This is a genomic window from Lachnoclostridium sp. An138, assembly GCF_002160765.1.
GTDB lineage: Bacteria > Bacillota > Clostridia > Lachnospirales > Lachnospiraceae > Laedolimicola > Laedolimicola faecalis.
The window spans coordinates 1-23,893 of the sequence record NZ_NFLF01000018.1 but is presented as its reverse complement, the minus strand read 5'-3'; the positions used below and the strand labels follow the sequence as shown (position 1 = coordinate 23,893).

At 51.0% G+C, this 23,893-nt stretch carries 22 protein-coding genes; 6 read left to right on the top strand and 16 right to left on the bottom strand.

The genetic code is table 11. The features are described 5' to 3' along the window. Window positions 1–3: 3 nt before the first annotated feature. On the bottom strand, window positions 4–1,749 hold the full coding sequence (locus B5E82_RS13695; RefSeq protein ID WP_087308121.1) for an ABC transporter ATP-binding protein: 1,746 nt from the start codon (window positions 1,747–1,749) through the stop codon (window positions 4–6). Window positions 1,750–2,002: 253 nt separating this feature from the next. Continuing rightward, the gene (locus B5E82_RS13690; protein WP_162610784.1) at window positions 2,003–2,464 is read right to left on the bottom strand and encodes a MarR family winged helix-turn-helix transcriptional regulator; all 462 of its coding nucleotides are present in this window, start codon (window positions 2,462–2,464) and stop codon (window positions 2,003–2,005) included. Between the two features lie 376 nt (window positions 2,465–2,840). On the opposite strand from B5E82_RS13690, the gene B5E82_RS13685 reads away from it, so the two are divergent. Beyond that, window positions 2,841–3,047, top strand: coding sequence for a cold-shock protein (locus B5E82_RS13685; RefSeq protein WP_087163541.1), 207 nt, complete (start codon window positions 2,841–2,843; stop codon window positions 3,045–3,047). A 163-nt stretch (window positions 3,048–3,210) separates the two neighbouring features. Here the strand turns inward: B5E82_RS13685 and B5E82_RS13680 are convergent, their stop codons facing one another. The 8 genes from B5E82_RS13680 to B5E82_RS13645 form a co-directional block, all read right to left on the bottom strand. Further along, window positions 3,211–3,627, bottom strand: coding sequence for a zinc ribbon domain-containing protein (locus B5E82_RS13680; protein ID WP_087308119.1), 417 nt, complete (start codon window positions 3,625–3,627; stop codon window positions 3,211–3,213). Between the two features lie 6 nt (window positions 3,628–3,633). Further along, window positions 3,634–4,401 carry a sigma factor gene (locus B5E82_RS13675; RefSeq protein WP_087308118.1) on the bottom strand — a complete coding sequence of 256 codons (768 nt, stop codon included), beginning with the start codon at window positions 4,399–4,401 and terminating at the stop codon, window positions 3,634–3,636. Between the two features lie 8 nt (window positions 4,402–4,409). After that, entirely contained in the window at window positions 4,410–5,351 is a 942-nt protein-coding gene (locus tag B5E82_RS13670; protein ID WP_087308117.1) for a ketopantoate reductase family protein, read from the bottom strand. 53 nt (window positions 5,352–5,404) lie between these two features. After that, entirely contained in the window at window positions 5,405–5,959 is a 555-nt protein-coding gene (locus B5E82_RS13665; RefSeq protein ID WP_087308116.1) for a DUF3783 domain-containing protein, read from the bottom strand. A gap of 83 nt (window positions 5,960–6,042) precedes the next feature. Continuing rightward, window positions 6,043–6,861, bottom strand: coding sequence for a DNA-3-methyladenine glycosylase family protein (locus tag B5E82_RS13660; RefSeq protein ID WP_087308155.1), 819 nt, complete (start codon window positions 6,859–6,861; stop codon window positions 6,043–6,045). 62 nt (window positions 6,862–6,923) lie between these two features. Next, window positions 6,924–8,303, bottom strand: a complete 1,380-nt coding sequence (gene rlmD, locus B5E82_RS13655; protein WP_087308115.1) for a 23S rRNA (uracil(1939)-C(5))-methyltransferase RlmD — start codon at window positions 8,301–8,303, stop codon at window positions 6,924–6,926. A 2-nt stretch (window positions 8,304–8,305) separates the two neighbouring features. Beyond that, window positions 8,306–9,253, bottom strand: coding sequence for a 3'-5' exoribonuclease YhaM family protein (locus B5E82_RS13650; RefSeq protein ID WP_087308114.1), 948 nt, complete (start codon window positions 9,251–9,253; stop codon window positions 8,306–8,308). Window positions 9,254–9,313: 60 nt separating this feature from the next. After that, window positions 9,314–10,591: a S1C family serine protease gene (locus B5E82_RS13645; RefSeq protein ID WP_087308113.1), complete on the bottom strand. Its 1,278-nt coding sequence runs from the start codon at window positions 10,589–10,591 to the stop codon at window positions 9,314–9,316. A 200-nt stretch (window positions 10,592–10,791) separates the two neighbouring features. Between B5E82_RS13645 and B5E82_RS13640 the strand changes: the two genes are divergently transcribed. The 5 genes from B5E82_RS13640 to B5E82_RS13620 all read left to right on the top strand — a co-directional run bounded on the left by B5E82_RS13640 (window position 10,792) and on the right by B5E82_RS13620 (window position 17,371). Then, window positions 10,792–13,176 carry an endonuclease MutS2 gene (locus tag B5E82_RS13640; protein WP_087308112.1) on the top strand — a complete coding sequence of 795 codons (2,385 nt, stop codon included), beginning with the start codon at window positions 10,792–10,794 and terminating at the stop codon, window positions 13,174–13,176. 7 nt (window positions 13,177–13,183) lie between these two features. Beyond that, the gene (locus B5E82_RS13635; protein ID WP_087308111.1) at window positions 13,184–13,885 is read left to right on the top strand and encodes a response regulator transcription factor; all 702 of its coding nucleotides are present in this window, start codon (window positions 13,184–13,186) and stop codon (window positions 13,883–13,885) included. Between the two features lie 6 nt (window positions 13,886–13,891). After that, window positions 13,892–15,316, top strand: a complete 1,425-nt coding sequence (locus B5E82_RS13630) for a sensor histidine kinase (protein ID WP_087308110.1) — start codon at window positions 13,892–13,894, stop codon at window positions 15,314–15,316. Window positions 15,317–15,498: 182 nt separating this feature from the next. Then, window positions 15,499–16,557, top strand: coding sequence for a sensor histidine kinase (locus tag B5E82_RS13625; protein WP_087308109.1), 1,059 nt, complete (start codon window positions 15,499–15,501; stop codon window positions 16,555–16,557). Between the two features lie 91 nt (window positions 16,558–16,648). Then, window positions 16,649–17,371 carry a response regulator gene (locus tag B5E82_RS13620; protein ID WP_087308108.1) on the top strand — a complete coding sequence of 241 codons (723 nt, stop codon included), beginning with the start codon at window positions 16,649–16,651 and terminating at the stop codon, window positions 17,369–17,371. A 125-nt stretch (window positions 17,372–17,496) separates the two neighbouring features. Here the strand turns inward: B5E82_RS13620 and B5E82_RS13615 are convergent, their stop codons facing one another. From B5E82_RS13615 to B5E82_RS13590, 6 genes are all read right to left on the bottom strand, one after another. Then, a complete protein-coding gene (locus B5E82_RS13615; protein WP_087308107.1) occupies window positions 17,497–18,102 on the bottom strand; it encodes a hypothetical protein in 606 nt (201 codons plus the stop codon). Then, window positions 18,092–18,955: an EFR1 family ferrodoxin gene (locus B5E82_RS13610; protein WP_140393148.1), complete on the bottom strand. Its 864-nt coding sequence runs from the start codon at window positions 18,953–18,955 to the stop codon at window positions 18,092–18,094. Before B5E82_RS13610 ends, B5E82_RS13615 begins: the two co-directional genes overlap by 11 nt. Before the next feature lie 193 nt (window positions 18,956–19,148). Next, window positions 19,149–19,967 (bottom strand): toll/interleukin-1 receptor domain-containing protein, encoded by an 819-nt coding sequence (locus tag B5E82_RS13605; RefSeq protein ID WP_087308106.1) that lies wholly within the window; start codon window positions 19,965–19,967, stop codon window positions 19,149–19,151. A 145-nt stretch (window positions 19,968–20,112) separates the two neighbouring features. Next, entirely contained in the window at window positions 20,113–21,276 is a 1,164-nt protein-coding gene (locus B5E82_RS13600) for a helix-turn-helix domain-containing protein (RefSeq protein ID WP_162610783.1), read from the bottom strand. Window positions 21,277–21,775: 499 nt separating this feature from the next. Next, window positions 21,776–22,093, bottom strand: a complete 318-nt coding sequence (locus tag B5E82_RS13595) for a hypothetical protein (RefSeq protein WP_140393147.1) — start codon at window positions 22,091–22,093, stop codon at window positions 21,776–21,778. Between the two features lie 127 nt (window positions 22,094–22,220). After that, window positions 22,221–23,798 carry a DUF4368 domain-containing protein gene (locus B5E82_RS13590; RefSeq protein ID WP_265104726.1) on the bottom strand — a complete coding sequence of 526 codons (1,578 nt, stop codon included), beginning with the start codon at window positions 23,796–23,798 and terminating at the stop codon, window positions 22,221–22,223. Between the last annotated feature and the right edge of the window lie 95 nt (window positions 23,799–23,893).

The following is a 23,893-nucleotide window of genomic DNA, read 5'->3' as shown; positions in this document are numbered from 1 at the left end:
CTCTCAGCCTGCCTTTTCATCAAAATCGCCGCCGCTCTTAATCTGAGCCTCATAGATCTCCCGGTAAATGGAGTTCGTCTTCAGAAGCTTTTCATGGGTATCGAATCCGCTCACCTTCCCTTCCTCCAGGACCAGAATCCGGTCCGCGTCCTGGACGCTGGATATTCTCTGGGAAATGATAAGCTTTGTGGTCCCCGGAATTTTTTTCGCGAAGGCCTCCCGAATCTTCCCGTCTGTGGCCGTATCCACCGCGCTTGTGGAATCGTCCAGAATCAGCACCTTCGGCTTCTTCAGAAGGGCTCTCGCGATACAGAGCCGCTGCTTCTGTCCGCCGGACACATTGGCGCCGCCCTGTTCTATCCAGGTGTCGTACCCCTCCGGAAACCGCTCGATAAATTCATCCGCGCAGGCCTGGCGGCAGGCTTCCGCGCACTCCTCTTTAGAAGCGTCCTCCTTTCCCCAGCGCAGATTTTCGAGGATGGTGCCGGAAAACAGCACGTTTTTCTGAAGAACCACGGCTACCTGGTTTCTCAGAGCCTCCATATCGTATTCCCGCACATCACGGCCGCCTACGCAGACAGAACCTTCGTCCACATCATAAAGGCGGCTGACCAGATTCACCAGGCTGGACTTTCCGCAGCCGGTGCCGCCGATGATTCCCACCGTTTCTCCCGGAAGAATATGCAGATCAATGTTGTGGAGCACAGCCTCTCCGCTTCCGTGTTTATAGGAAAAGCTCACATGATTAAAGTCGATCCGGCCGTCCTCCACCTCTGTAACCGGCTGATCCGGGTCCGCCAGATCCGGTTTTTCCTCCAGGACCTGCGCAATCCGCCTGGCACTGGCCGCGCTCATGGATATCATGACAAAGACCATGGACAGCATCATCAGAGACATCATCATGCTCATCACATAGCTGAACAGAGAGGTCAGATTTCCGGTGGTCAGCGTTCCCGCCACAATGAAATGAGCTCCAAACCAGGACAGGCAGATGATACAGCCGTAGATGACCAGCATCATAATGGGATTGTTCAGAGCAAGAAGGGATTCCGCTTTGATGAACAGCCTGCAAAGCTGTTCCGCGGCCTTGGAAAATTTCTTGTTTTCATAATCTTCTCTTACAAAGGCTTTTACTACGCGAATTCCTGATACGTTCTCCTGCACGCTGGCGTTCAGATCGTCGTATTTGCTGAACACCTCCTGAAAGACCGGAAGGGTCCTCGTCATAATAAAAAACAGAGCGCAGCCAAGAACTGCAAGAGCCGCGAGAAAAATCAGGCTCAGTCTCACATTGATGACAAAGCACATAACCATACTGCAGAGCAGCATCAGGGGAGCCCTGGACGCAATGCGCAGAATCATCTGATAAGCGTTCTGCAGATTGGTTACGTCTGTAGTCATACGTGTCACCAGCCCTGCCGTGCTGTATTTGTCAATGTTTGAAAAGGAATACTGCTGAACCCGGGCATACATCGCGTCACGCAGATTGCAGGCATAGCCCGTCGATGCCGAAGCTGCATACCGTCCGGCCGCTACGCCGCAGATCAGGCTGATAAACGCAAATATCAGCATGATTCCTCCATACAGATATACCTTCTGCATGTTCCCCGCTTCTATGCCCTGGTCGATAATCGACGCGGTCACAAAGGGAATCAGTATCTCCATCAGCACCTCAAACCCTGTAAAGACAGGAGCCAGTACCGTCGCTTTTTTGTACTGCCGTATCTCTTTTGCCAGTGTCTTAAGCATGTTCACATCCTCCATTCTTTTTGGTTCATAATGGTATGCCGCCGCATGATCAATCTGTGTAAGTTCAGCCATCTGTAATGAATCGGAGCATAATAAATCGCATATGATTAATCCCACATGATTAATCGTATATGATTAATCGCAAGCGATTTATTTGTCTGAAAGAAATTCCGGCCCAGGCAGCCTCTTTCCTCTCCTGTATGCCGGAATCCCGGTTCATTTACCCTTCACTGGTCAGGCCATGCCCTCTCTGTTAATTACGGGTAATATTTTCATAAATCCGCTGCAGATAGCCGCGGAACTGCTCCTGTTCCTCCTCCGTCAGGCCCGACAGCATACGTCTTTCGCTCTCCACCATAGTCTCGTAAGTATTCTCGCAGACTGCGCATCCTTCTTCAGTTATCCGCACATGCTTGATCCTCTTATCCTGCGCGTCCGCGAAGCTCTCTAAAAAATGCTTCTTTTCCAGTCTGGACACAATCCCTGCCGCTGTGGACTGCGCGACTCCAAAGGAATGCTCCAGCTCCTTCAGGGATGCTGTCCCCCCTTCCATCTCATAAACAGCCGCAAGCCACTTAAACTGCGTAAACGTAATCCCATTTTTCTGCATCTGGCTGTTCGCATGGGCTTCCATACTCTCATGAGTCCTCTTCATCAGTTCCCCGCAGGGCAGATAATCTTTGGCCATGCGGAATGATACCCTGTCAGCTTTCATTCTGTCCCCTCCTCCCCGGCAGTTCAATCGTATCATATTAATCGCTCGCTGTCAATATAGAGGAACTATTTTCATCCATTTACCCGAAAGAGCAGAGACATTACCGCCTGTCCCCCGTTTTCTTCACATGAATTTAACACGGAATTCCCTGATTTTCACATGAATATTCCTTGACTTTTTTCCGTTTTTAGGATATAGTGAGCTTACGGTTAAGTGTATTTTTGAAGAAGGTTGATTCACATGTTTTTGTAAGTCATCATTCATTCTGATGCTTTACAAAAACATGTGTTTTTTATTTTCGGAGAAATATGCTGGCCCGGTACCGGTACAGACCGGTGCTGTTATCTTATTTTTATTTTTTTACAGGAGGCATCTTATGAACAAGGGCACAGTAAAGTGGTTCAACGCAACAAAGGGCTACGGCTTCATCACCAACTCTGAGAACGGAGAGGACGTATTCGTACATTTCTCCGGTATCGTGGCCGATGGCTACAAGACTCTGGAGGAAGGCCAGTCCGTTACATTCGACATTACTGAAGGAAACCGCGGACCGCAGGCTACCAATGTTGTAGTAGTAGCGTAAGCTGTTATTACGGGGGGAAAGCAGGGCCGTCCCGGCTTATGGAGATCCGGATATGCCGGATTCCATGGACCGGGACGGCCCTGTCTGTTTTTTGAGAGGGAAGGCCGGACAAAGTCCCGGCATTTCCCCCTTCTTTCCGGTGTTCTCATCGACTGTCGTTTTTTTATCGTTCCTCCAGCTCTCGGCCGCACCTGGGACAGTATTTAAAATCCTCTTCCGTCTCATAGCAGCAGGCCGGACAGTACCGGCTCCTTTTCTGACTGGCCCAGCCCCATCCGGAACTGCCGCTGGAGCTGCCGCCCCTTCGGATCAGAGTCATCTCCTCCGGCCGGATTTCCGTCTGTTCTCCTCTTTGCAGCCTCCGGCCAGCCTGCGGATCAAGCTCATAAAGGCTCTGACAGCAGGAAGTCTCCGCATAATATTTTCTTCCCCATCTGAACACGGGAATAAAGAACAGGCTCAGGCACATGCAGGTCATATAGACCTGATATCTTCCGTATCTTCCGCAGCAGCCGCAGATCACCGGTCCAAAGCTTCCTATTTCCTTCCGGTCTGAATTGACTCCGAAAATAAAAAACATACTCTTTTACCCTTCCTCTGTGTTGTCCCCGCTGTCTCCGGTTCCCTCACCGGCCAGCTTCAGGAGATCCTCGATCTCCTCCACAGGCATATCCATGAACATAGACAGTTCCTCCAGGGAAACCTTGCGCTCCAGCTCATCTGAAAGTTTTCTGATGCCGTCGCTGAGATGATTCAGGCGCTCCGCCAGCAGATCTCCTGCCTGCTGCTCCGCCTGCTGATCCTCCAGCGCCTGGGAAACTGCCGTCCGTATCTCTTCCTTCAGATAATCCAGCGCCGTCATGCCTTCCGGACGCAGTCCCAGCGTTTCCATGGCAAGCATCAGGCCAATATTTCCCTCCTGAACCAGATCGCCAAAGGGCAGTCCGCGTCCCGCAAAACTCCTGGCGGTCTTCAGCACTTCCGGAAGCAGCTGTTCCGTCAGGCGTGCCTTCGCCCCGCCGTCTCCCGTTTCTTCCGCTTCCCGGCACAGTTCCAGCAGTTCTTCCTCCTCCAGAAAAGTCAGATATTCCATCTCTTTCTGATACTGTTCCAGAAAGCTCTGCTCTTCTGGTGTCAGTTCTGCCTCTTCTTCCGCTTCTTCCCTGGCCGGCACATATCCTTCCACCGTGATCATACGGGAAGCAAGGTAAGCGTATACCAGCTGAAACTGCTCCTCTGTCAGCTCCATATCTTTTAAAAATTCCCGGATCTCTTCCGTCCGGAGACGATTTTCCTTTGTCTGGGCCAGCCTGCCCAGCTCTTCCAGCTTCTTCTGAAATTCCTGCTGTTCCATCTTTTCTCCTATCTCTGCTTTTTCAGTCCGTTTTTGTATTCCAGCACCTTGATTCCGTGATAAAGCACCCGGTTGACCGGCGTGTCGATTCCCAGCTCTTCACCCAGGCGTATCACGGTTCCTGAGAACATTTCCACTTCCGTCTTCCGTCCCCGTTCCAGATCCTGAAGGGTGGAAGGTTTGTTTTCCGGCGGGAGACTCTTGACTACTCTTTCCTGCTTCTCTATCTCTGCCTCTCCGATATCGATTCCCTTTTTCTGGGCGATGGCAGCCACCTCGCGCATGGCAGCCCGGCGGATGATATTGGCACTCTCTTCTGTCCGGTACGCTCCAAAGGGAATCCCAAGCAGGGCGCAGGTCATGTTTTCACCCACATTTGCCATATATTTGAACCAGAGCCCTTTGAGCATATCCGTATTGATTTTATAGGGGATGCCGCAGCGGTCAAAGAGCTCTTTCACCGCTTCCACCCGTGGGCTGTACGTCCCATTCGTCTTCTCTCCGAAATGGACGAAGCCGGAATTCGGATCAAAGTCGGCCACGCCCTTATCCATGACAATGGACACCCGCATAAACGAATAAAGGACATGCTCCCAGCCATAGACGGCCGCCACCCGCTCTTCGCTCTCGATTCCATTCATCACGCAGAGAATCTGGGTACGCTCTCCCACCTGGCCCGCTATATCCCGGATCGCCTGGTCCAGCCCCATGTCTTTCACTGCCATAATAATCAGATCTGCCGGGTTTCCCGTCTCCGACGGCTCTACGATGGGAAACCGGTAATTGACTCCGTTCAGTGTCACTCCCTGGCTCTCCAGTCTCTTTTTTCTTTCGCCTTCCGCCATCACCCGGAAATTTCCCGTCTGCAGGCCCGCCTGCAGCCTCGGAGCAAAAAACACGCCCATGGCGCCCAGTCCAATCAATGTCACCTTTTCGATCTTCATCTTCATTCCTTCTTTCCGTATTCCGAAGCCCTCTGCCGGCAGCCCGGTCCGTCCTTTTCTTAAGACTCTTCTTTGACGGAAGCTTCTTCGGCACCGGCACTCATTTTTTCATACTCTTTCTCCTGGCGCGCATTCATTTTTTCATGCTCCTGGCGCAGTTCCTGATACAGCTCATAAAAGCTCCAGCCGCAGTTGTGCTCCGTCAGGACCGCTTTCAGGGCAATGGGCGGCACCTTCGCCTTCCGAAACTGATTCAGCATCTCATTCAGCTTCCGCTCCCCGAATCCGTAAAGCACCAGAACCTTCTCCGGGATCTGCGCGGGAACGTTTCCGCCGGAGAATCCTTCTTCCTGCTGCGCCGCTGCTTTCTGACCAGCTTCTTTCTGACCGGCTTCTTTCCGGCCAGTTTCTTTCAGCTCCGCTTCTTTTGACTCTGTGTCCGGCTCTTCTTCAAATCCCGGAATTCCCGCCAGATATCCCACCTTCTGATATATCTGATCCGGAGTTATATTCCGGATGCGGATACCCAGGCGGACCAGCACTCCCTTCAGCTTCTGATCATCCGCGGATTTTTCCGGCGTGTAATATAACACCAGTTCTTTTCTCACTGCCATACGCTTCTCTCCTCATCTGAACTAACCTGTATGAGTCCGTTATGGACCCGTTTCCAGCCATACCGCACCCGGCGGTTTCTTCCTCACTCTGCGCCCTTCTGCCCGTGCAGCTCATAGTAAAACGCATACTGCTGCAGAACACCTGCGAAGCCCTGATACCGCTCAAAGGGGAACCCTTCCGGATAGCGTTTCAGCATGGCTTTGATATGGGTGTCTATGGGAAAAGCCTCAATATGATGGAGAGCAAAGAGACAGATGCAGTCTGCCACCTTGGTCCCCACGCCGCAGAGCTTCAAAAGCTCTGCCTTTGCCTCTTCATAGCCGAGAGCGGGAAGCCTGTCCAGATCCACTTCTTTTTCACAGACCATGCGGGCTGTCTTTACGATATAGGGCGCCCGGTAGCCAAGTCCCATCTCTCTCAGACGTTCTTCCGTGGCAGACGCCACTGCCTCCGGCCCCGGAAAAAGCCTGTATGCATTTCCGTGGAAATTCTCCGCTTCACTGCCGAATTCCCCGCACAAGGCATCCACGCATTTCTGGATGCGCGGAATATTGTTCTGCTGGGAGATAATAAAGGTCACTATGGTTTCCCACAGCTCCTGGCGCAGAATCCGGATTCCGCCTCCGATCCGGGCCGCCTCCTGAAGATAGAAATCTTCCGGATCAATAGCCTTTTTGATTCCGGCATAATCCGTATGTAAATCAAAATAATTTTCCCAGACATCCTTCCATTCCTGCTCTGTGCAGGAAAATACAGTTTCCGCCCCCTGCCGGCTGATTTCCAGATACCTGCCAAGCGCCGTCAGAGAAAAAGTATACTCTGACAGGGGCCGCAGGCGGAAGCACTGTCCGGAGAGGGCGATTTGGCGGATGTCAAAATCGGTGAGTTCTTTTTTAATCATTTTATCTTCCATAAAATAAGGCAGTATATCTAAGCTTCCACAGTTACCGCACCGGCTGTTCTTCATGCAGAAGGCACAGTATGCGTCTTCCGGGTAAGCAGCGCCACATTTTCCACCCCGGCTGTGTGGGGGAACATGTCCACAGGCTGCACCTTCCGGAGTTCATAACATCCGTCTGCGCAGAGGATTTTCAGATCCCTGGCGAGCGTCGCCGGATCACAGCTCACATAGACAATGCGCCGGGGCTCCATGCGCAGCATAGTTTCCAGGCAGGCCGAGTCACAGCCTTTCCGGGGCGGATCGACAACCATCACATCGGCGCGGATGCCGTCTTTTTCATACTTTTCAGGCAGCACCTCTTCGGCCTTTCCCAGATAGAATTCCACGTTGGCAAAGCCGTTCAGCGCCGCGTTGCGGCGGGCGTCCTCCACGGCCTGGGGCACAATCTCCACGCCGTATACCTTTCCCGCGCTCTGAGCCAGAAAAAGGGAAATGGTTCCGATGCCGCAGTACAACTCCCAGACTGTCTCTCCTCCGGTAAGTCCGGCGTAGTCCAGGGCAGTCCGGTACAGCTTCTCTGTCTGGGCCGGATTAACCTGATAGAAGGATAAAGGCGAAATCTGATAGCTGATCTCCCCAATCCGATCAGTAATGTACGTCTGCCCCCGGACAGGAATCACTTCCTTTCCCAGGATCACGTTGGTGTTTTTCTGATTCACGTTCAGGCTGAAGCTGGTCATGCCGGGGATCGCAAAGAGCCGGTCCGCCAGCTCTTCTGCACCGGGAAAGCTTCTTCCGTTAATCACGAGACAGACCATCAGCTCTCCGGTGGCAAAGCCTTTCCGTATCAGAGCGTGGCGCAGCAGACCTTTTCCGGCCGCCTCATCATAGGGCTCGATTCCCCGCTCATTCATAAAATCAAGAATCAGCTCCAGAATCTCTTTGTTTTCCGGCGCGCCGATGGCGCAGTCCGTACCCGGCACAATGGTGTGAGTGCGCCCCGCGTAAAAGCCGGTGACGATTCTGCCGTCCCGGCTGCGGCCAAAGGGAAACTGGGCCTTATTCCGGTAATGATAGGGTTCCTCCATTCCCAGAACCGGAAGCACCTCCGGATTGGCAAAGCCTCCGATGCGGATCAGATCCTGCCGCACCTTATTTTCCTTGTACTCCAGCTGTTTTTCATAGGAAAGGGCCTGAATCTGGCAGCCTCCGCAGCTTCTGTGCAGCGGACACCGGGGCTCAGTCCGGTCCAAAGAGGGCTCAAGAAGCCGCTCCAGCCTGGCGTAGGCATAAGTCTTTTTTACCTTGGTAAGCCGTACCTCCGCCACGTCTCCCGGAAGAGCGTCTTTGACAAAGAGAGGGTATCCGTCGATTTTACCGATGCCCTCTCCTGCGTTTCCCATAGTTTCTATTTTTACTTGGAGTAAATCATTCTTCTTCAAATTTAGACCTCCGTTGTCCTGCGAAGATTCGACTCAAACAGGCGGTTGTAGCCAAGCCACCCCTGATTCTGTCCTGCCGCGCGGAAGATCTCTTTGATGGTCTCCATCTTGGCGTCCGTATTATCCGCCAGATTCAGCGCCAGAGCCTCTGCCAGGGCCGGTTTCTTGGGAGAGCCGTATTCCAGTTCTCCATGATGGGCCAGGATGCAGTGCTTGAGCTCATTCTCCAGTTTTTTCGGAAATCCGGAAATCTTTCTGGCGCGCTCGCCCACCATCTCGCTTCCCATGGAAATGTGCCCCAGAAGCTGTCCCTCATCCGTATAATCATTTTCCGGAAAATCCGACAGCTCGTACACCTTTCCAATATCATGGCACATGGCCGCCGTGTAGAGCAGATCCCGGTTCAGGAACGGATACGCCTTCGTATAATATTCGCAGAGACGGCAGACGCTCAAGGTGTGCTCCAGCAATCCTCCCACAAAGCTGTGGTGGACCGTCTTGGCCGCGGAGTGAAACTTAAACGCGCGGATAAAGTCCGCGTCATCCACAAACAAATCCTTCAGCAGAGCCCTGAGATGGGGCTCACGCACCTGATTCGCATAGTTCATCAGCTCCCGGTACATCTCTTCAATGTCAAATTCACTGACCGGAAGATAATCCGCCGGATCATACTCTCCTTCCCGGGCTTTTCTGGCACGCTTTACATTCAGCTGCAGCGCTCCCTGAAAGCTTGTGGCCTCCGCCACGATCTCCACATAATCCAGCGCGCCGAATTCTTCAATTCCCTGGGAATTCGGGTCCCAGATCTTGGCATCCGCCAGACCCGTCTTATCCTGTAAAATCATATTTTCATAGGCTTTGCCGTTCTTCGTCACGGCTGACTGCCTCTGCTTGCACAGATAAATTCCGGAAACGCGCTCGCCCTCCCGGATGCTCTCGATATATTTCATATTTTCTCCTCATCCTGCCGGAATGCCGGAAAAGCTCCCGGCCAATAGTTACTCGTTTTTTTATTGTAGCACATTCAGAGTCACGCTGCACTCAATTTCTTTGTAGCCGTCTTTTCCCTGCCGCATAACCACTACCTGTATCACCTGTTCCCTCGAGAATTTCAGCAGCATCTCCCGGATCTGGGAAAGAGAAGTGATCGTCTTTCCGTTGATTTCCGTGATAATGTCTCCTGCCTGAATCCCACTGTTCATGGCCGGCGAATCCGCTTCCATGCCCGTCACGTACACACCCGCGGGAATCCCCTGGGCTTCCGAAATCTCTTCTGTCACATCTGTTCCGTGAATACCCATATACACCAGATCCTGGCTGTTGGAAAGATGCTCAATGATATCCTTCATATCCGAGATGGCATAGGCGGTCAGCGCCCCTTCATTGCTGGAATTCAGATAGGAGTCTTCCAGCAGGCCTATCACCTGTCCGCTCAGATTCAAAAGAACGCCGCTCCCCTTCTCCGAACGCTCCATGTCTGTAATCAGCAGATTGTACTCTCCATCAATCACACTGACCTTATAGCCTGACGCCACCAGATTGCCATACTTTACAGAACCGGCTATTCCCGCAGGACTTCCCACTGCGATCACAGGCTCTCCCGCTTTCAGGCTCTTAGAGCTTCCCAGCTCTGCCATGCGGATGCTTTCCAGTGTGTCTTCCTCCACATCTGCCAGATTTACGCTGAGAACCGCAAGATCCGTCACAGAATCATAATTTTTCAGCACAGCCGCAAGCGTAGACCCGTCGGCAAAGGCGGCCTGAAGCGTATCCGCCCCTTCCACCTGGGAATAGGGCGCCAGAATCAGAAGCTCCACGCCGTTATTTCCCACCAGAAGCCCGGAAAGCTCTCTGCGGCTCTCATAGGTCTCATTAAACCAATCGGTTCCGCTGCTGGAAGCCGTCACAGTCACCAGGCTCTTTCCGGCTGTGTCCGCCACCTCCTTGAGCTTTGTGTAAAGATCGGCATAATCCTCCACCTCAAGCTCCCGGGGCTCGGTAATTACCACGGGTTCCTCGTCTTCCGTCTCCTCCTGAGGCTCCGTCACTGTCTCTTCCTCTTCCTCCTGCGGGATCGTGATCTCAGTCATCTCCTGCTCCCCGAATGTCCGCTCCATCCAGGGGTGTACGATTACAAATACAAAGCAGGCCACTGCACCGCAGACGACCGAAAAAATCAGCTGCAGAGCTGCGCGGCGCAGGGTTTTATTCTGGTAAAAGGGCTGCTTTTTGATCTTTTCCTTCACAAAAGAAAATTCCTGTTCCTCACGACGTTTTTCTTCTGCCATACGCTCCTCCGAACATTTAAAACCGCACACTGTAAACAGTTTTATTCTAATACATTTTTTTACGGGTGTCTACCCTGGGTTGACAAGAAGACTGCCGGCCGCAGCCGTCTTCTGACAGGGGCGGCGCGGTACCGCGGCCCCAGATGGATGCGAAAAGTGACCTTGAGTTTCCGCGGTAAATAGAGTATACTTTAGATACTATGAACAGAAAAGCATATCAGACTCTTGAATTTTATAAAATTACAGAACGGCTGGCCGGACACGCCGCAAGCGCCGGCGGCCGCAAGCGCTGCCTGGACCTTGTGCCCATGCAGAAATTAAGCGATATTACTGCCTCCCAGACAGAGACGGCAGACGCCTTAAGCCGCGTCTACCGCCGCGGCAGTCTTTACCTTGGGGGCGCAAAGGATGTGCGTCCCTCCCTGAAACGCCTGGAGGTGGGAAGCTCTCTGAATATCATGGAGCTTCTGGATCTGTGCACCCTTCTGGAGACAGCGGCAAAGGCAAAGCAGTATGCCCGCCAGAATGACGGCAGAGAGGAAGAGCCGGACACACTCGATCCGCTGTTCTCCGCCCTGGAGCCCTGCGCCCGGCTTTCCCAGGAGATCCGCCGCTGCATCCTTTCAGAAGAGGAGATCAGCGACGACGCAAGCCCAGCGCTGCGCAGCGTGCGCCGTTCCATCCGGACCGCGAACGACCGGATTCATTCCACTCTTTCCGGCATGGTAAACGGCTCTGCCAGAACCTATCTGCAGGACGCAGTGATTACCCAGAGGAACGGGCGCTACTGCATCCCGGTCAAAGCGGAATACAGAAGCCAGGTGCCCGGCATGATCCACGACCAGTCCTCCACCGGCTCGACGCTTTTCGTGGAGCCCATGGCGGTCGTGCGCCTGAATAACGACTTAAAAGAATTGTATCTGAAGGAGCAGGAAGAAATCGAACATGTGCTGGAACAGCTGAGCCAGGAGGCTGCCTCCTGCACAGAATCCATTGCCCAGGATTATGAGATCCTGACAGAGCTGGATTTTATCTTTGCCAAAGCAAACCTGGCCAGGGAGATGAAGGCCACCTGCCCTGTCTTCAATGAAAAAAGGCAGATTCTCATTAAAGAAGGCCGCCACCCCCTGCTGGACCCGTCAAAGGTGGTTCCGGTCACTATCCGGCTCGGGCAGGAGTACGATCTGCTTATCGTGACAGGGCCGAATACCGGAGGAAAGACGGTCTCTCTGAAAACCACGGGGCTTCTGACTCTGATGGGACAGGCGGGACTGCATATTCCTGCCGCCCAGAATTCCCAGCTGGCGGTCTTTGACGAGGTATACGCAGATATTGGCGACGAGCAGAGCATTGAACAGTCCTTAAGTACTTTTTCGTCCCACATGACGAACATTATCCGGATTCTGAAGGAGGCCTCTTTAAATTCCCTGGTTCTCTTCGACGAGCTCTGCGCGGGAACCGATCCGACAGAGGGCGCGGCCCTGGCCATTGCGATCCTTTCCCACCTGCATAAAATGGGAATCCGCACCATGGCCACCACCCATTACAGTGAACTGAAGGTCTTCGCCCTCTCTGCTTCCGGTGTGGAAAACGCCTGCTGCGAATTCGACGTGGAGACCTTAAGCCCCACCTACCGTCTGCTCATCGGAATTCCCGGAAAGAGCAATGCCTTTGCCATTTCCTCAAAGCTGGGACTTCCTGATTTTCTCATCGAGGACGCAAGAGGCCATTTAAGCGAGCAGAGCGAAAGCTTTGAGGACCTGCTGGCCGATCTGGAAAGCAGCCGCCGGACCATTGAACAGGAGCAGGAAGAGATCCGTGAGCATAAGGAGGAAATCCGCTCCCTGCGCGAGGCTCTGGAAAAGAAGCAGGAAAAGCTGGACGCCCAGAGAGACCGGATCTTGCGCGAAGCCAATGAACAGGCCAGAAAGATCCTTCAGGAGGCCAAAGATTATGCAGACCAGACCATGAAGGATTTCCATAAATTCGGAAAAGCAGGCATCTCCGCCAGTGAGATGGAAGCGGAGCGCGCCCGCCTCCGGGAGCGGATGAAAAAGACTGAAAAAGCTCTCTCCCAGCCGAAGGAACAGAAGCCCAGACGCGCCCTAAAGCCCTCAGATATTCATCTGGGGGATACTGTCCGTGTCCTGAGCCTGAATCTGCAGGGAACCGTCAGCTCCCTTCCCGACGCCAGAGGCAGTCTTTTTGTTCAGATGGGAATTCTGCGCTCTCAGGTGAAGCTCTCCGATCTGGAGCTTGTGGAGGAGGCTGTGATTACCTCGAAGCAGTTCCAGAAGAGCAGCACGGGAAAAATCAAGATGAGCAAATCCGCCAGCGTCAGCACTGAGATCAACCTGATCGGCATGACTGTGGATGAAGCGCTGGCACACCTGGACAAATACCTGGACGATGCCTATCTGGCCCATCTTCCATCCGTCCGCATCGTGCACGGCAAGGGAACCGGGGCTCTCAGAAAAGCTGTTCAGGGTCTGCTGAAGCGCAACAAGTATGTGAAATCTTACCGTCTTGGCGAGTTCGGCGAAGGAGACGCCGGCGTCACCATTGCGACGTTTAAACAGGAGTGATTCGAACATGGCAGCAAAACAGAAAATTTTAATCGTAGACGATGATGCCAACATTGCAGAGCTTATCTCTCTGTACCTGACAAAAGAATGCTATGAGACCATGATTGTAAACGACGGGGAGGAAGCGCTCTCCGTCTTCAAAACCTTTCAGCCCAACCTGATTCTGCTGGACCTGATGCTCCCGGGCATCGACGGCTATCAGGTATGCCGGGAGATCCGTTCCAAGTCTTCTACGCCGATCATCATGCTCTCCGCCAAGGGCGAAGTCTTTGACAAGGTGCTGGGCCTGGAGCTGGGAGCTGACGACTATATCATCAAACCCTTTGATTCCAAAGAACTGGTGGCCCGGGTCAAGGCTGTGCTCCGCCGCTACCAGCCCGCGAAACCGGAAGCCCCGAAGGCCACGGCCAAGATCGTGGAATATCCGGATCTGGTCATCAATCAGACCAACTACTCCGTGCTGTACCAGGGGCATCCCGTAGATATGCCGCCCAAGGAGCTGGAGCTTCTGTATTTTCTGGCTTCCTCACCCAATCAGGTATTTACCAGAGAGCAGCTTCTGGATCATATCTGGGGATATGAATACATCGGCGACACCCGTACCGTAGACGTACATATTAAGCGTCTGCGGGAAAAAATCAAGGATCATCCCTCCTGGAGCCTGGCTACCGTATGGGGAATCGGCTACAAATTTGAGGTAAAAGGATAGGCGGTCATGAAGCATTCTCTTTATCTGAAATTTATACTGACCTATCTGGTCTTTGGTCTTCTGGGCTTTCTGGTGATCGCCACCTTCAGCTCCCACATGACCCTGAATTACCTGACAGGGCAGAGAGCGGAAAGCCTGTACCGGGAGGCCAATTATATTTCCACGAATTTTGCGAGAAGCTACTATTCGGAAAGCCCCAACGCCGCCTCGCTGGAAGATATCCACTCCCATTTTCAGGCGCTGGACACTTATCTGAACGCTTCTATCTGGCTGCTGAACGCCGACGGCACCCTTCTCGTAAACTCCGACACCAGTCTTTCCGAAGGGACAGAAACCGTCATAGAAGACTTTGATCCCACCGATATGGGCAGCAGCTATTATGTGATCGGCGATTTTTACGGCCGCTTCGATGAAGAGACCCTTTCGGTAGTCACGCCCATCACCTACAATTTCCGGACCAGAGGATATGTTCTAATCCATATGCCCATGCGCCAGCTCACCGCAGAGCGGGACGGGCTGCTGAATGTGACTTACCTGACTCTTCTGTTTATCTTCGGCCTGTCGCTTATGATACTGGCCGCTTTTACCGTCACCGTCTACAGGCCCCTGAAAAAAATCACAGAAGCGGCCCGTCAGTACGCCCAGGGAAATTTTCAGTACCAGCTGGAAATCTATGGCGAAGATGAAATCGGACAGCTGGCCGCCACGTTGAATTATATGGCCCATGAGCTGAAAGAAACCGATGATTACCAGAAAAAATTTGTTGCGAACATCTCCCATGACTTCCGCTCCCCCCTGACTTCCATCAAGGGCTATGTGGAAGCAATGCTGGACGGCACCATCCCACCGGAGATGCAGGAAAAATATCTGAACATTGTCCTGATGGAGACCGAGCGCCTGAACAAGCTCACCAGCGGCCTCCTGACGCTGAATTCCTTCGACACGAAGAAAAACCGCCTGGACATCACCGATTTCGATATCAATAAGGTAATCAAAAACACCGTCTCTTCCTTCGAGGGACGGTGTACGGAGCGCCACATCTCTATCGAGCTTCTGTTTGACGCCAGGGAACAGTTTGTATCCGCAGATATGGGTAAGATTCAGCAGGTAATGTACAACCTGCTGGACAATGCCATCAAGTTCAGCCCCAACGATTCCCAGATTACCATTGAGACCACGCTCCGCCACGAAAAGGTCTTCATCTCCGTAAAGGATCAGGGCATAGGAATTCCCAAGGACAGCATGAAAAAAATATGGGAGCGTTTCTACAAGACCGACGCCTCCCGGGGCAGAGACAAAAAAGGAACCGGCCTGGGCCTGTCCATTGTAAAAGAAATCATTACCTCCCACGGAGAACACATCAACGCGATTTCCACCGAAGGAGTAGGAACGGAATTTATCTTTACACTGCCCCGTGTGCATGAAGAATAAAATGAAGAGAAGAAAAACTGTGCGCCGCCAGGCGCACAGGGACAGAAAGGGAGCTGCGTTCACAGCTCCTTTTTTCTGAACTTCCAGATATCCTCAGAAATCTTGTAAAACACAGCGGAAGTATTGTATAATAGGCAGTATCAAAAACAAGAGAACTGTTTGCAGCAAAACGAGGAATCTGTATGACGAACACAGAACTGAAACGAAACTGTCTGATCACTATACTGGCGCTGCTTCTGGCTACCCTGATCGCCTATCTTTTTTATCTGGCTACAGGCAGCGCAAATAATATATCCATGATTTATGTCCTGGCTGTAGCTCTGATTGCCCGATACAGCAGCGGCTATCTGCCGGGAATCCTGGCTTCTGTTATCAGCGTATTTATCGTAAACGCCGTATTTACCTATCCCTATGGCAAGCTGAATTTTACCATGGCCGGATATCCCCTGACCTTTCTCGGCTTTCTGAGCGTGTCTATCATCACCAGCACCACAACCACGCACCTGAAGAGCCAGGCCAGGCAGATTCAGGAACAGGAACGCCTGCTGCTGGAAGCTGACAAAGAAAAAATGAGAGCCAACCTGCTGCGTGCTATTTCCCACGATCTGCGCACGCCTCTGACCGCAATCATCGGTTCCAGCTCCACTTACCTGGAAAACGGAGAGGAACTGTCCGAAAAGGAAAGAAACGCTCTGGTAAGCGGCATCCACGAGGACGCCCACTGGCTTCTGAACATGGTGGAAAACCTGCTTACCGTAACCCGTATCGACGCAGATACAGCCAGCGTCGTAAAGACAGAAGAACCTGTGGAGGAAGTAGTGGCCGAAGCTGTCACGAGGCTGAAGCAGCGCCTTCCTGACATATCTGTTAAAGCAAGGGTGCCAGATGAATTTTATCTGATTCCCATGGACGCTACTCTGATCGAGCAGGTAATTATCAATCTTCTGGAAAATGCCGCCCGCCACTCCGGTTCCTCAGATCCCATTGAGCTGAACGTTTGGCCAAACGGAAATATGATGCAGTTTGATGTGATTGACTATGGGAAAGGAATCGCTCCGGAACGGCTGAGTTCTATCTTTGACGGAGATGCCGCCTACAGCAGAGAAGGCAGCAGCGAAGCTTTTAAAGGTATGGGAATCGGCCTTTCTATCTGTAAGACCATCATTTCCGCCCATAAAGGCACTATTACTGCAGAGAACCATGGAAAAGGCGCAAAATTTTCTTTTACACTGCCCATGTAACGTCTGCTGTATCATACAAATATACCACGGGACAAGAACAGCCGCCCGAAGTGCGGCCCTTCCCGCAGGCAAGAATTAGGAGAATTTAGTTATGAGCAAGCTTTCTGTACTGATTATTGAAGATGAAGAAAATATCTGTAATTTTATTAAGACTTCCCTGCGGACCCAGGGTTACAAGATCGCAACAGCCTCCACAGCTGCGGAAGGCTTGTCCATTGTAAACAGCGGAAGCTGCGATCTGGTGCTTCTGGATCTGGGACTGCCTGATGCGGACGGACTGGAAATCATCCGTGAAGTGCGCTCCTGGTCCAGCCTGCCCATCATTGTCATTTCTGCCAGAACCAAAGAGCATGAAAAAGTTCTTGCGCTCGACGCGGGAGCCGACGACTATATCACCAAGCCCTTCGGCACAGCCGAGCTTCTGGCGCGCATCCGGACAGCACTCCGGCACAGCAACCGTCTGGATTCCGACACAGAACTCTACAAGCGTCCCTATGTATGCGGCGAGCTGACTGTAGATTTCGACAAGCGCCTCGTGTTTCTGAACGGAGAAAGCATCCACCTGACTCAGATCGAATACCGCCTTGTCTCTCTTCTGGCGCGCAACGCCGGACGTGTACTGACCTACGACAGCATTCTGACACAGATCTGGGGCCCCTATATCGAGCGCAACAATCAGATTCTGCGCGTAAACATGGCAAATGTCAGACGGAAACTGGAGAAAAATCCTGCGGACCCGCAGTATATTTTCACGGAAGTGGGAATCGGCTACCGGATGGCAGAAGAAACTCAAAAGGGAAACGAAGGGAAATAACGGCAGCCTGTTCCAGGAATGAGGCCCAGGCAGAAATTTCATTCAAACATTTATTCGCAGCTATCAAACAGGAATTTTCCTGCTGGTATCTGTCTCTGTTCTTTTAACAGGCTGCCTTCGTTCCTTTAACGGGCTGCCTCCGAAAATTTTCTGATATATTGATCGGTCTCTTCCATAATTTTTCGGAGAATTTCCAGATCCTTCAGCGCGTCTCCTGTTTCCATCGAATGATTTGCTCCCTCCGTCAGAAACAGAGGCAGATTTCTTTTTTCGCACGCCTCCCGAATCGCACCGGTGTCAGCCCAGTCGTCTCCCGTTCCGTGAAAAACGATTCCCTCCGTTCCAATCGCCTGGAAAGACGCCTCCACCGGCGTATAGTAGACATGACCGGCGCCGGTCTTATGCTTCCCATCATAGGCAGCAGCCACCGCCGTGCCGATACTCTTTGACAGAAACAGCACTCTGCTGCAGGACACAAAATCTACACTGGCAAGCTGTTCCTCCACATGAGAAAGAGCCTGCTCAAATGCCGCGTACATCTTCCCTGCGTCTCCCTTAATGCCGGACGGAAGAATCCCGTAATCCGCGCAGATGATCTCATACCCATACTGGGCAGCCAGCTTTCTGCTGTAATATAAAAGCGGTTTGTCTGCATGGTAGCCGACCCCCGGAAAGACTACCGCCAGCTTCCCATTCTTTATATTTTTATCCTTCAGATTCTCATTCTTCATTTCCTTCGATACTTCCTTTCTCCTGATTCTGAAGTTCCTGCTGGTCGAATCCCTGGCTTTGAAATCCCTGATTCTGGGCTTTTTCCCCATCCGCCGCATTTTCCGCCATTGCCGGGAAGGTATAACGGGGCAGGCCTCTGCTGTGTTTCCCGTATTCGATGGCAGCTTTCGGGCAGCGGCAGATACACGCCATGCAGTGGGTACAGTTTTCTCCCCAGACAGGCTTCCCGCCCTCCATCCGGATATTCTGAAGCGGACAGACCTCCGCACATTTTCCACAGGAGACGCAGGCGTCTGTCACATAAAATTTTTTTGCGTGAATAAACAGGGGATAAAACAGAGCATTCACCGCGCCGCTCAGCACCCTGTCCGTAAACGTAACCGGTTTTTCCAAAAACGGTTTTCCGCTTCCAACCGCTTCCGCCGCCTGCTGAAGCGCAGGCTCCGCCTGTTCGATGATCCTCCGCGCTTCCGCGTCCGAAGGCGGACTGAACAGGGCAATGTAATTCTCAGGCATCACCACTTCCAGGCAGCCCCTGTACTCCATTCCCATCTCTGCGCACAATGTCTTCAGATATTTCCCCGCATTTCCAATTCCCGCACCGCAGGTCAGCACAAAATAAACCGCAGGATTACCGGTGAGTTTCGTTTTTCTCAGCCACTCTCCCAGGATGCGCGGAATTCTCCAGGCATAGACAGGCGTCACAATCACCCATGGCTTTTCCGAATACATTTCGGAAACATCCCCATCACGCAGCTTCTCAAACAGGTTCAGGACCTCGTCTCCGATTTCCCCGCCGATTCTCTTTGCCGCATATTCACTGTTTCCGGTTCCTGAATAATATAAAATCATGCCGTTCTCCTCTTCTGATCTTTCTCATTTTCCCGGTCCGTTTTCCGGGGGCAGGACTTTTTACGTCCTTTTCTATTTTCTACGAAAAGTACAGGGTCTGTCAACTGTTCCTTTGCAGATCGTTCCGCAGATCCTTTTACAGCGAACAATTTCTGGAGAAAGGGGGAGAGAGGGGAGAAGGGAAGGGGGTTCTTTACAAATTGGTTCTTTCTTTTACAGCCGAAATGATTTCCCCTGACAGGCTCTCATATCCCTGCCCGTTGTTATAGATGGCCTTAATATCCCGTAAAAACAGCGGCAGCTGCCTGATCCCTATGTTCTTATCCAGGATACTGATAATAAGCGCATTTTCCTCTATGAGCTTTTTTATAAACGCGCTCATCTCATACCTGCACCAGCTGGAATCCAGAAAATGCTCCGTAATCCAGAATATAACACTCTCTGCTTCATCCAGCCCCTCCTGGACCTTATCGACGATGGAATCTCCCACATGAATGCTGTATTTATCAAACCAAACGGGCAGCCCGGCTCCATTCAGATACGGGATCAGTTTTTCCACCTCTTCCTTGTCCTTGGAACTGTGGCTTATAAAAACCTGCTTTTCCTTTCCAAACGGACTCATTCCATATCCTTTCTTCTCCAAATCACTGATCTCGGCAAATACAAACGCATTTTTCATCACTATGTCCACATCAGCTTCTTCCGAAATCGCATAACTGTCGAATCTTCTGCTCCCCATTTTCTGAAACAGCTTTTGAAGCGTCAGATCCTGGCGGTAACGGAGGCCCGCATCCTCAAACAGTCTTTTCATCTCATCCATATCGTCTTTTCCCGGCCTGTCGTAACTGGCCCCAACAAAAAACTCCAGATTGTACGGCACATTATTGACAAACAGACTCAGCATCTGCAGCGAATGCGCCTTCTGCATTTTCAGCAGCTCCCTGAATACCGGAGCAAGATGTTCTCTCCTTCCATATTCACCTTCCCATACAAAATCTTTATCTAATCTCATTTTTTCTCCTTTACAGTCCTTTGGATTTATTCCATATATTTGTTTTTTGATTTATCTTTTGGATTTTCTAACCTGGTTTATGCTGCCGCGCTCTGCCTCCGCGCAGCAGTTTTCTGTCCGGGCGTTTTTTCAATTTCCATCAGCGTCAGCCTGCTGCCAGCAAGCTTCCAATATACTCTTTTCCGTAATAGTCTTCCGCTTTTCTTCGAAGACTCTGTACTCCTTCCCGCACAAGCACTTTCAAGCCGATGCCGAAATTTATGTTATCCTCCGGATCTCTGTCATCCGCCAGCAGACTTAAAATTCTTTTCTCAAACCCGGTCAGCCTTCCGATAAACTCATCAATTTCCATCTGCATATGAGGAATTTCCCCTCCCATCCAGGCTTCATGCAGACTGTATCCGTCTTCTTTCCCCAGCGGCTGGTCAAAAGATAGAGACGCTTCTGCCCTCATACAGCGCCTCTGCACCCTCTGAATTTCGTCCAGCAGGGCAGAGGCATACATTAAAACCAAATACCAGATTTCATCTGCTTCAAATATGTCTGCATTTACGGCAAGTTCCTGTGCCAGCCGATACATCATCCGGATTTCTTCATGCTCCACAAGTCTGCCGTATTTCCAGCATAACGCCCAGAAAATCCGTTCCGTCCATATGGTGTCCAGCCATGCAGTATCCTTCCATACGGCGCCCTCCGCTGCACCCTTATGCCGGGCAGCTTTCGTCCACGTTTCATCTGCCTGTCTTCTCATATTGTTCCATAAATATGATACCGTCATTTCCGGCAGCAGCACTGCCCGCCAACCGCCTTCACATTCATCCCAGATACAAAGAAATCTCATATTTCCTTCCGTCTCCAGCGCCTCTGAAATCTCCCGTACCAGCTTCACTGAATAATAAGCTTTTTTCGGCGCGCCATCTTTCTTTTCACGAATCAAAAGCTCTCTGGCATTTCGTGGATGAATGGAAATCTCAACCGGGCAGCGTAGCTGAGCACTCAGATTTTTTCTCAGGTATATCCGGCTCTTTTTCCGGCATACTGTCAGCTGAAGACTCTTTTTCAGAAGCCCTTCCATTCCACATGCTGCGTATAATTTCTTACTGCCGCTGTTGTGTGCTGTTTCTCCCGACGCCTCCCTTCCCAAGTAAAATATCCGTGCCAGCGCAGACACATATTTTTTGCCTGGTTTCCTTTTTCCAAACTCCCATAACCTCACCGCTTCCGCTGTACAGCCCAGGATATCCCCCAGCTCTTTTCTTGACATTCCTCTCTTTTCCCGTTCTGTCCTGATCCATTCCGCTGTTTTCATCTTTTGTTTTCGTCCTCCGTTCCCTTCTTTCATTTCTGTATCCGACAGAGTAAAATGCGTATTGATTATACAATATAAAAATTCGAAAATGTTTACAAAAACAGCATTATTATTTGTCTATTCCGCAAATGGATTGATCTGAGGATTCATTATATACCGAAAAGTTGGATTTAAACAGGATATATCATTCTATTTCCTTAAATTGTCGAAAAAATACAGAAATATAATACTTTGAGGTTATATATAGCTGGCAATCCCCGTCTGTTCTCTCTTGAACAGCTCGAGAAAAGAGAACCGTGTATGAGCTTGAAAGAATTTAATCTGTTCATTCAGAAAATCAGAGATGAAATACAAAGGAAAAAGACAGTCCGCCGGAGAATTCAGGTCCTTAAAAAAGTTCGAATTCTTTGGGATTGTCTTTTTTCTGCATGTCAGAGGCTAAAAATCGGTATGAACCAACACCCTGTCTATTCTGTTTTTTCTCAGGCGTTGTACAGCCCTACTCCTTTCTCCGGGTCAGGAAAATTCCAATAGCTGCCCCAGCAAAAATAATCGGCGCTATTCTGACAAACAGCCATTCCAAACCATGAAGAATTGTTCCGGCGACAGCCATTTCGGGATCACTGTAATCCCAGCTCAGGTAAGAACTGTTCAATGCTGCCAAGGCTGCAAAAATTACTGCTATAACCGCGCATAATAAAATAAGCAGACCATGAAACACTCTTCGCCGCGCATTTTTTCTCTGCGCCAGCTGCAGGTTTATAACCTCCAGTTTTTCAGAAATCGCTTTCAGGGTATCCGTTTCCGGTTCCATCATATTTTCCCCCAGCAGAGCGCCTACAGATGTATCCAATGCTTCTGAGATGGAAATCAGCATATCCGAATCAGGGACGGACAATCCCGTTTCCCTTAGTTAAAGATATTGTTGGGTATCTCAAGATGTGTCATTCGATTTTGCCGATAAAGCGGTAGAAGATTTCCACTTCCTGTTCCCGGCTTCCGTCCTCACTTTTGACCGCTTCATGGACAAGGATTTTTTCAATCAGCGTATTCAGAAGTTCAGCCGTCAATTCTGTGGGATTGACATACTGTTTCATCAGACCTATCCACTTTTCAGCGTCAACCGCTGTCTGGGCGGCGACCTCCATCGCTTCGTGAAGCCGTTCAATTTTTGCGTCCAATTCTCGCTGTTCGCCCTGATACTTTTCGGACAGCATATTGAAATTGTATTCTGTAATGCGTCCGGCAGACCAGTCCTCATACATTTTTGCAAACAGGGTGTCTACTTCTGCTTTGCGCTTTTCCGCCTTTTTCAGTTCGGCTGTCTGCCGCTTCCTTGCAGTATTGCGTTCCTTGTCGCTGGCGTTAAGTAGCCGTTTCAGAAGTTTGTCCCCATCCTGCTGTGCCAGCACAGACCAGTATTGCAGACGGGAAAGGACATAGGCGTAAAGCACATCATAGCGGATATAGTGCATGGAACACTGGTGCAATCCTTGCCCGTACTTGCTACAATGGTAGTGGGCATAGGGATTTTTGTTCTGGCTGTTCACACCATAGGCCAGCGACCAGCCGCAGTCCGCACATTTTACCAGCCCGGAAAATATCTGTGTTGTGCCGTTCTTCTGCCGTCTGCGCCTGTTGCAAATCTGCTCCTGTACTTGACGGAACACATCTTCGGAAATAATCGCTTCGTGGGTGTTCTCCACACGATACCATTCCTCTTTTGGCTTGCGTACTTTCTTCTTGTTTTTGAATGAAATGTTGGTCTGCTTATTGTGGACGCTGTGTCCGATATAGGTTTCCTCTTTCAGAATACTTTTCACCTGCGCTATCGTCCACGCATAGGCTTTTTCCTCCGGCGCTCCGGCATAGATATTTGCGAAAGTGCCGTATCTCTGGAAATTCAGCCAGCCGGGAGTAGGCACTTTTTCTTCGACCAAAATCCGTGTAATGCTGGCGGCTCCCCGGCCATGAACGGCAAGGTCAAAAATCTTTTCGATAATCCACCTTGTTTCCGGGTCAATCAGAAGATGGCCTTTCTTATCCGGGTCTTTGACATAGCCCAGCGGGGCATAGGCTCCATAGTGTGCGCCATTTGCAAACCGTGTCCGCATGGCCGCTTTTACCTTTTTGCTGGTCTGGCGGGCGTGCATTTCATTCAGAATGTTGAGGAATGGGGCAAGCTCATTCTCTCCGTTGATGGTGTCCACATTGTCATTGACAGCGATATAGCGGACTCCTTTGCTGGGAAAGTAGATTTCCGTGTATTGGCCGGTCAGAATGTAGTTTCTGCCTAAGCGGGATAAATCCTTCGTAACAACGCAGTTGATTTTCCCGTCCTCAATGTCATCAATCATTCTCTGAAAATCCGGCCTGTCAAAGTTCGTTCCAGACCATCCATCGTCGATATATTCATCTATGACATTCAGGCTATGCTCGGCGGCATATTGCCGGAGCATCATGCGTTGTGTCTGAATACTCCCGCTTTCTCCTTGCAGTTCATCGTCCCGGCTCAATCTCATATAAAGCGCCGTGTTGTAAATCGTAGTATTGTAAGGTTGTTTCACCGTTAAAAATCCTCCTTCTAAAGAAACAACCCACGCTTACAATACTTTTG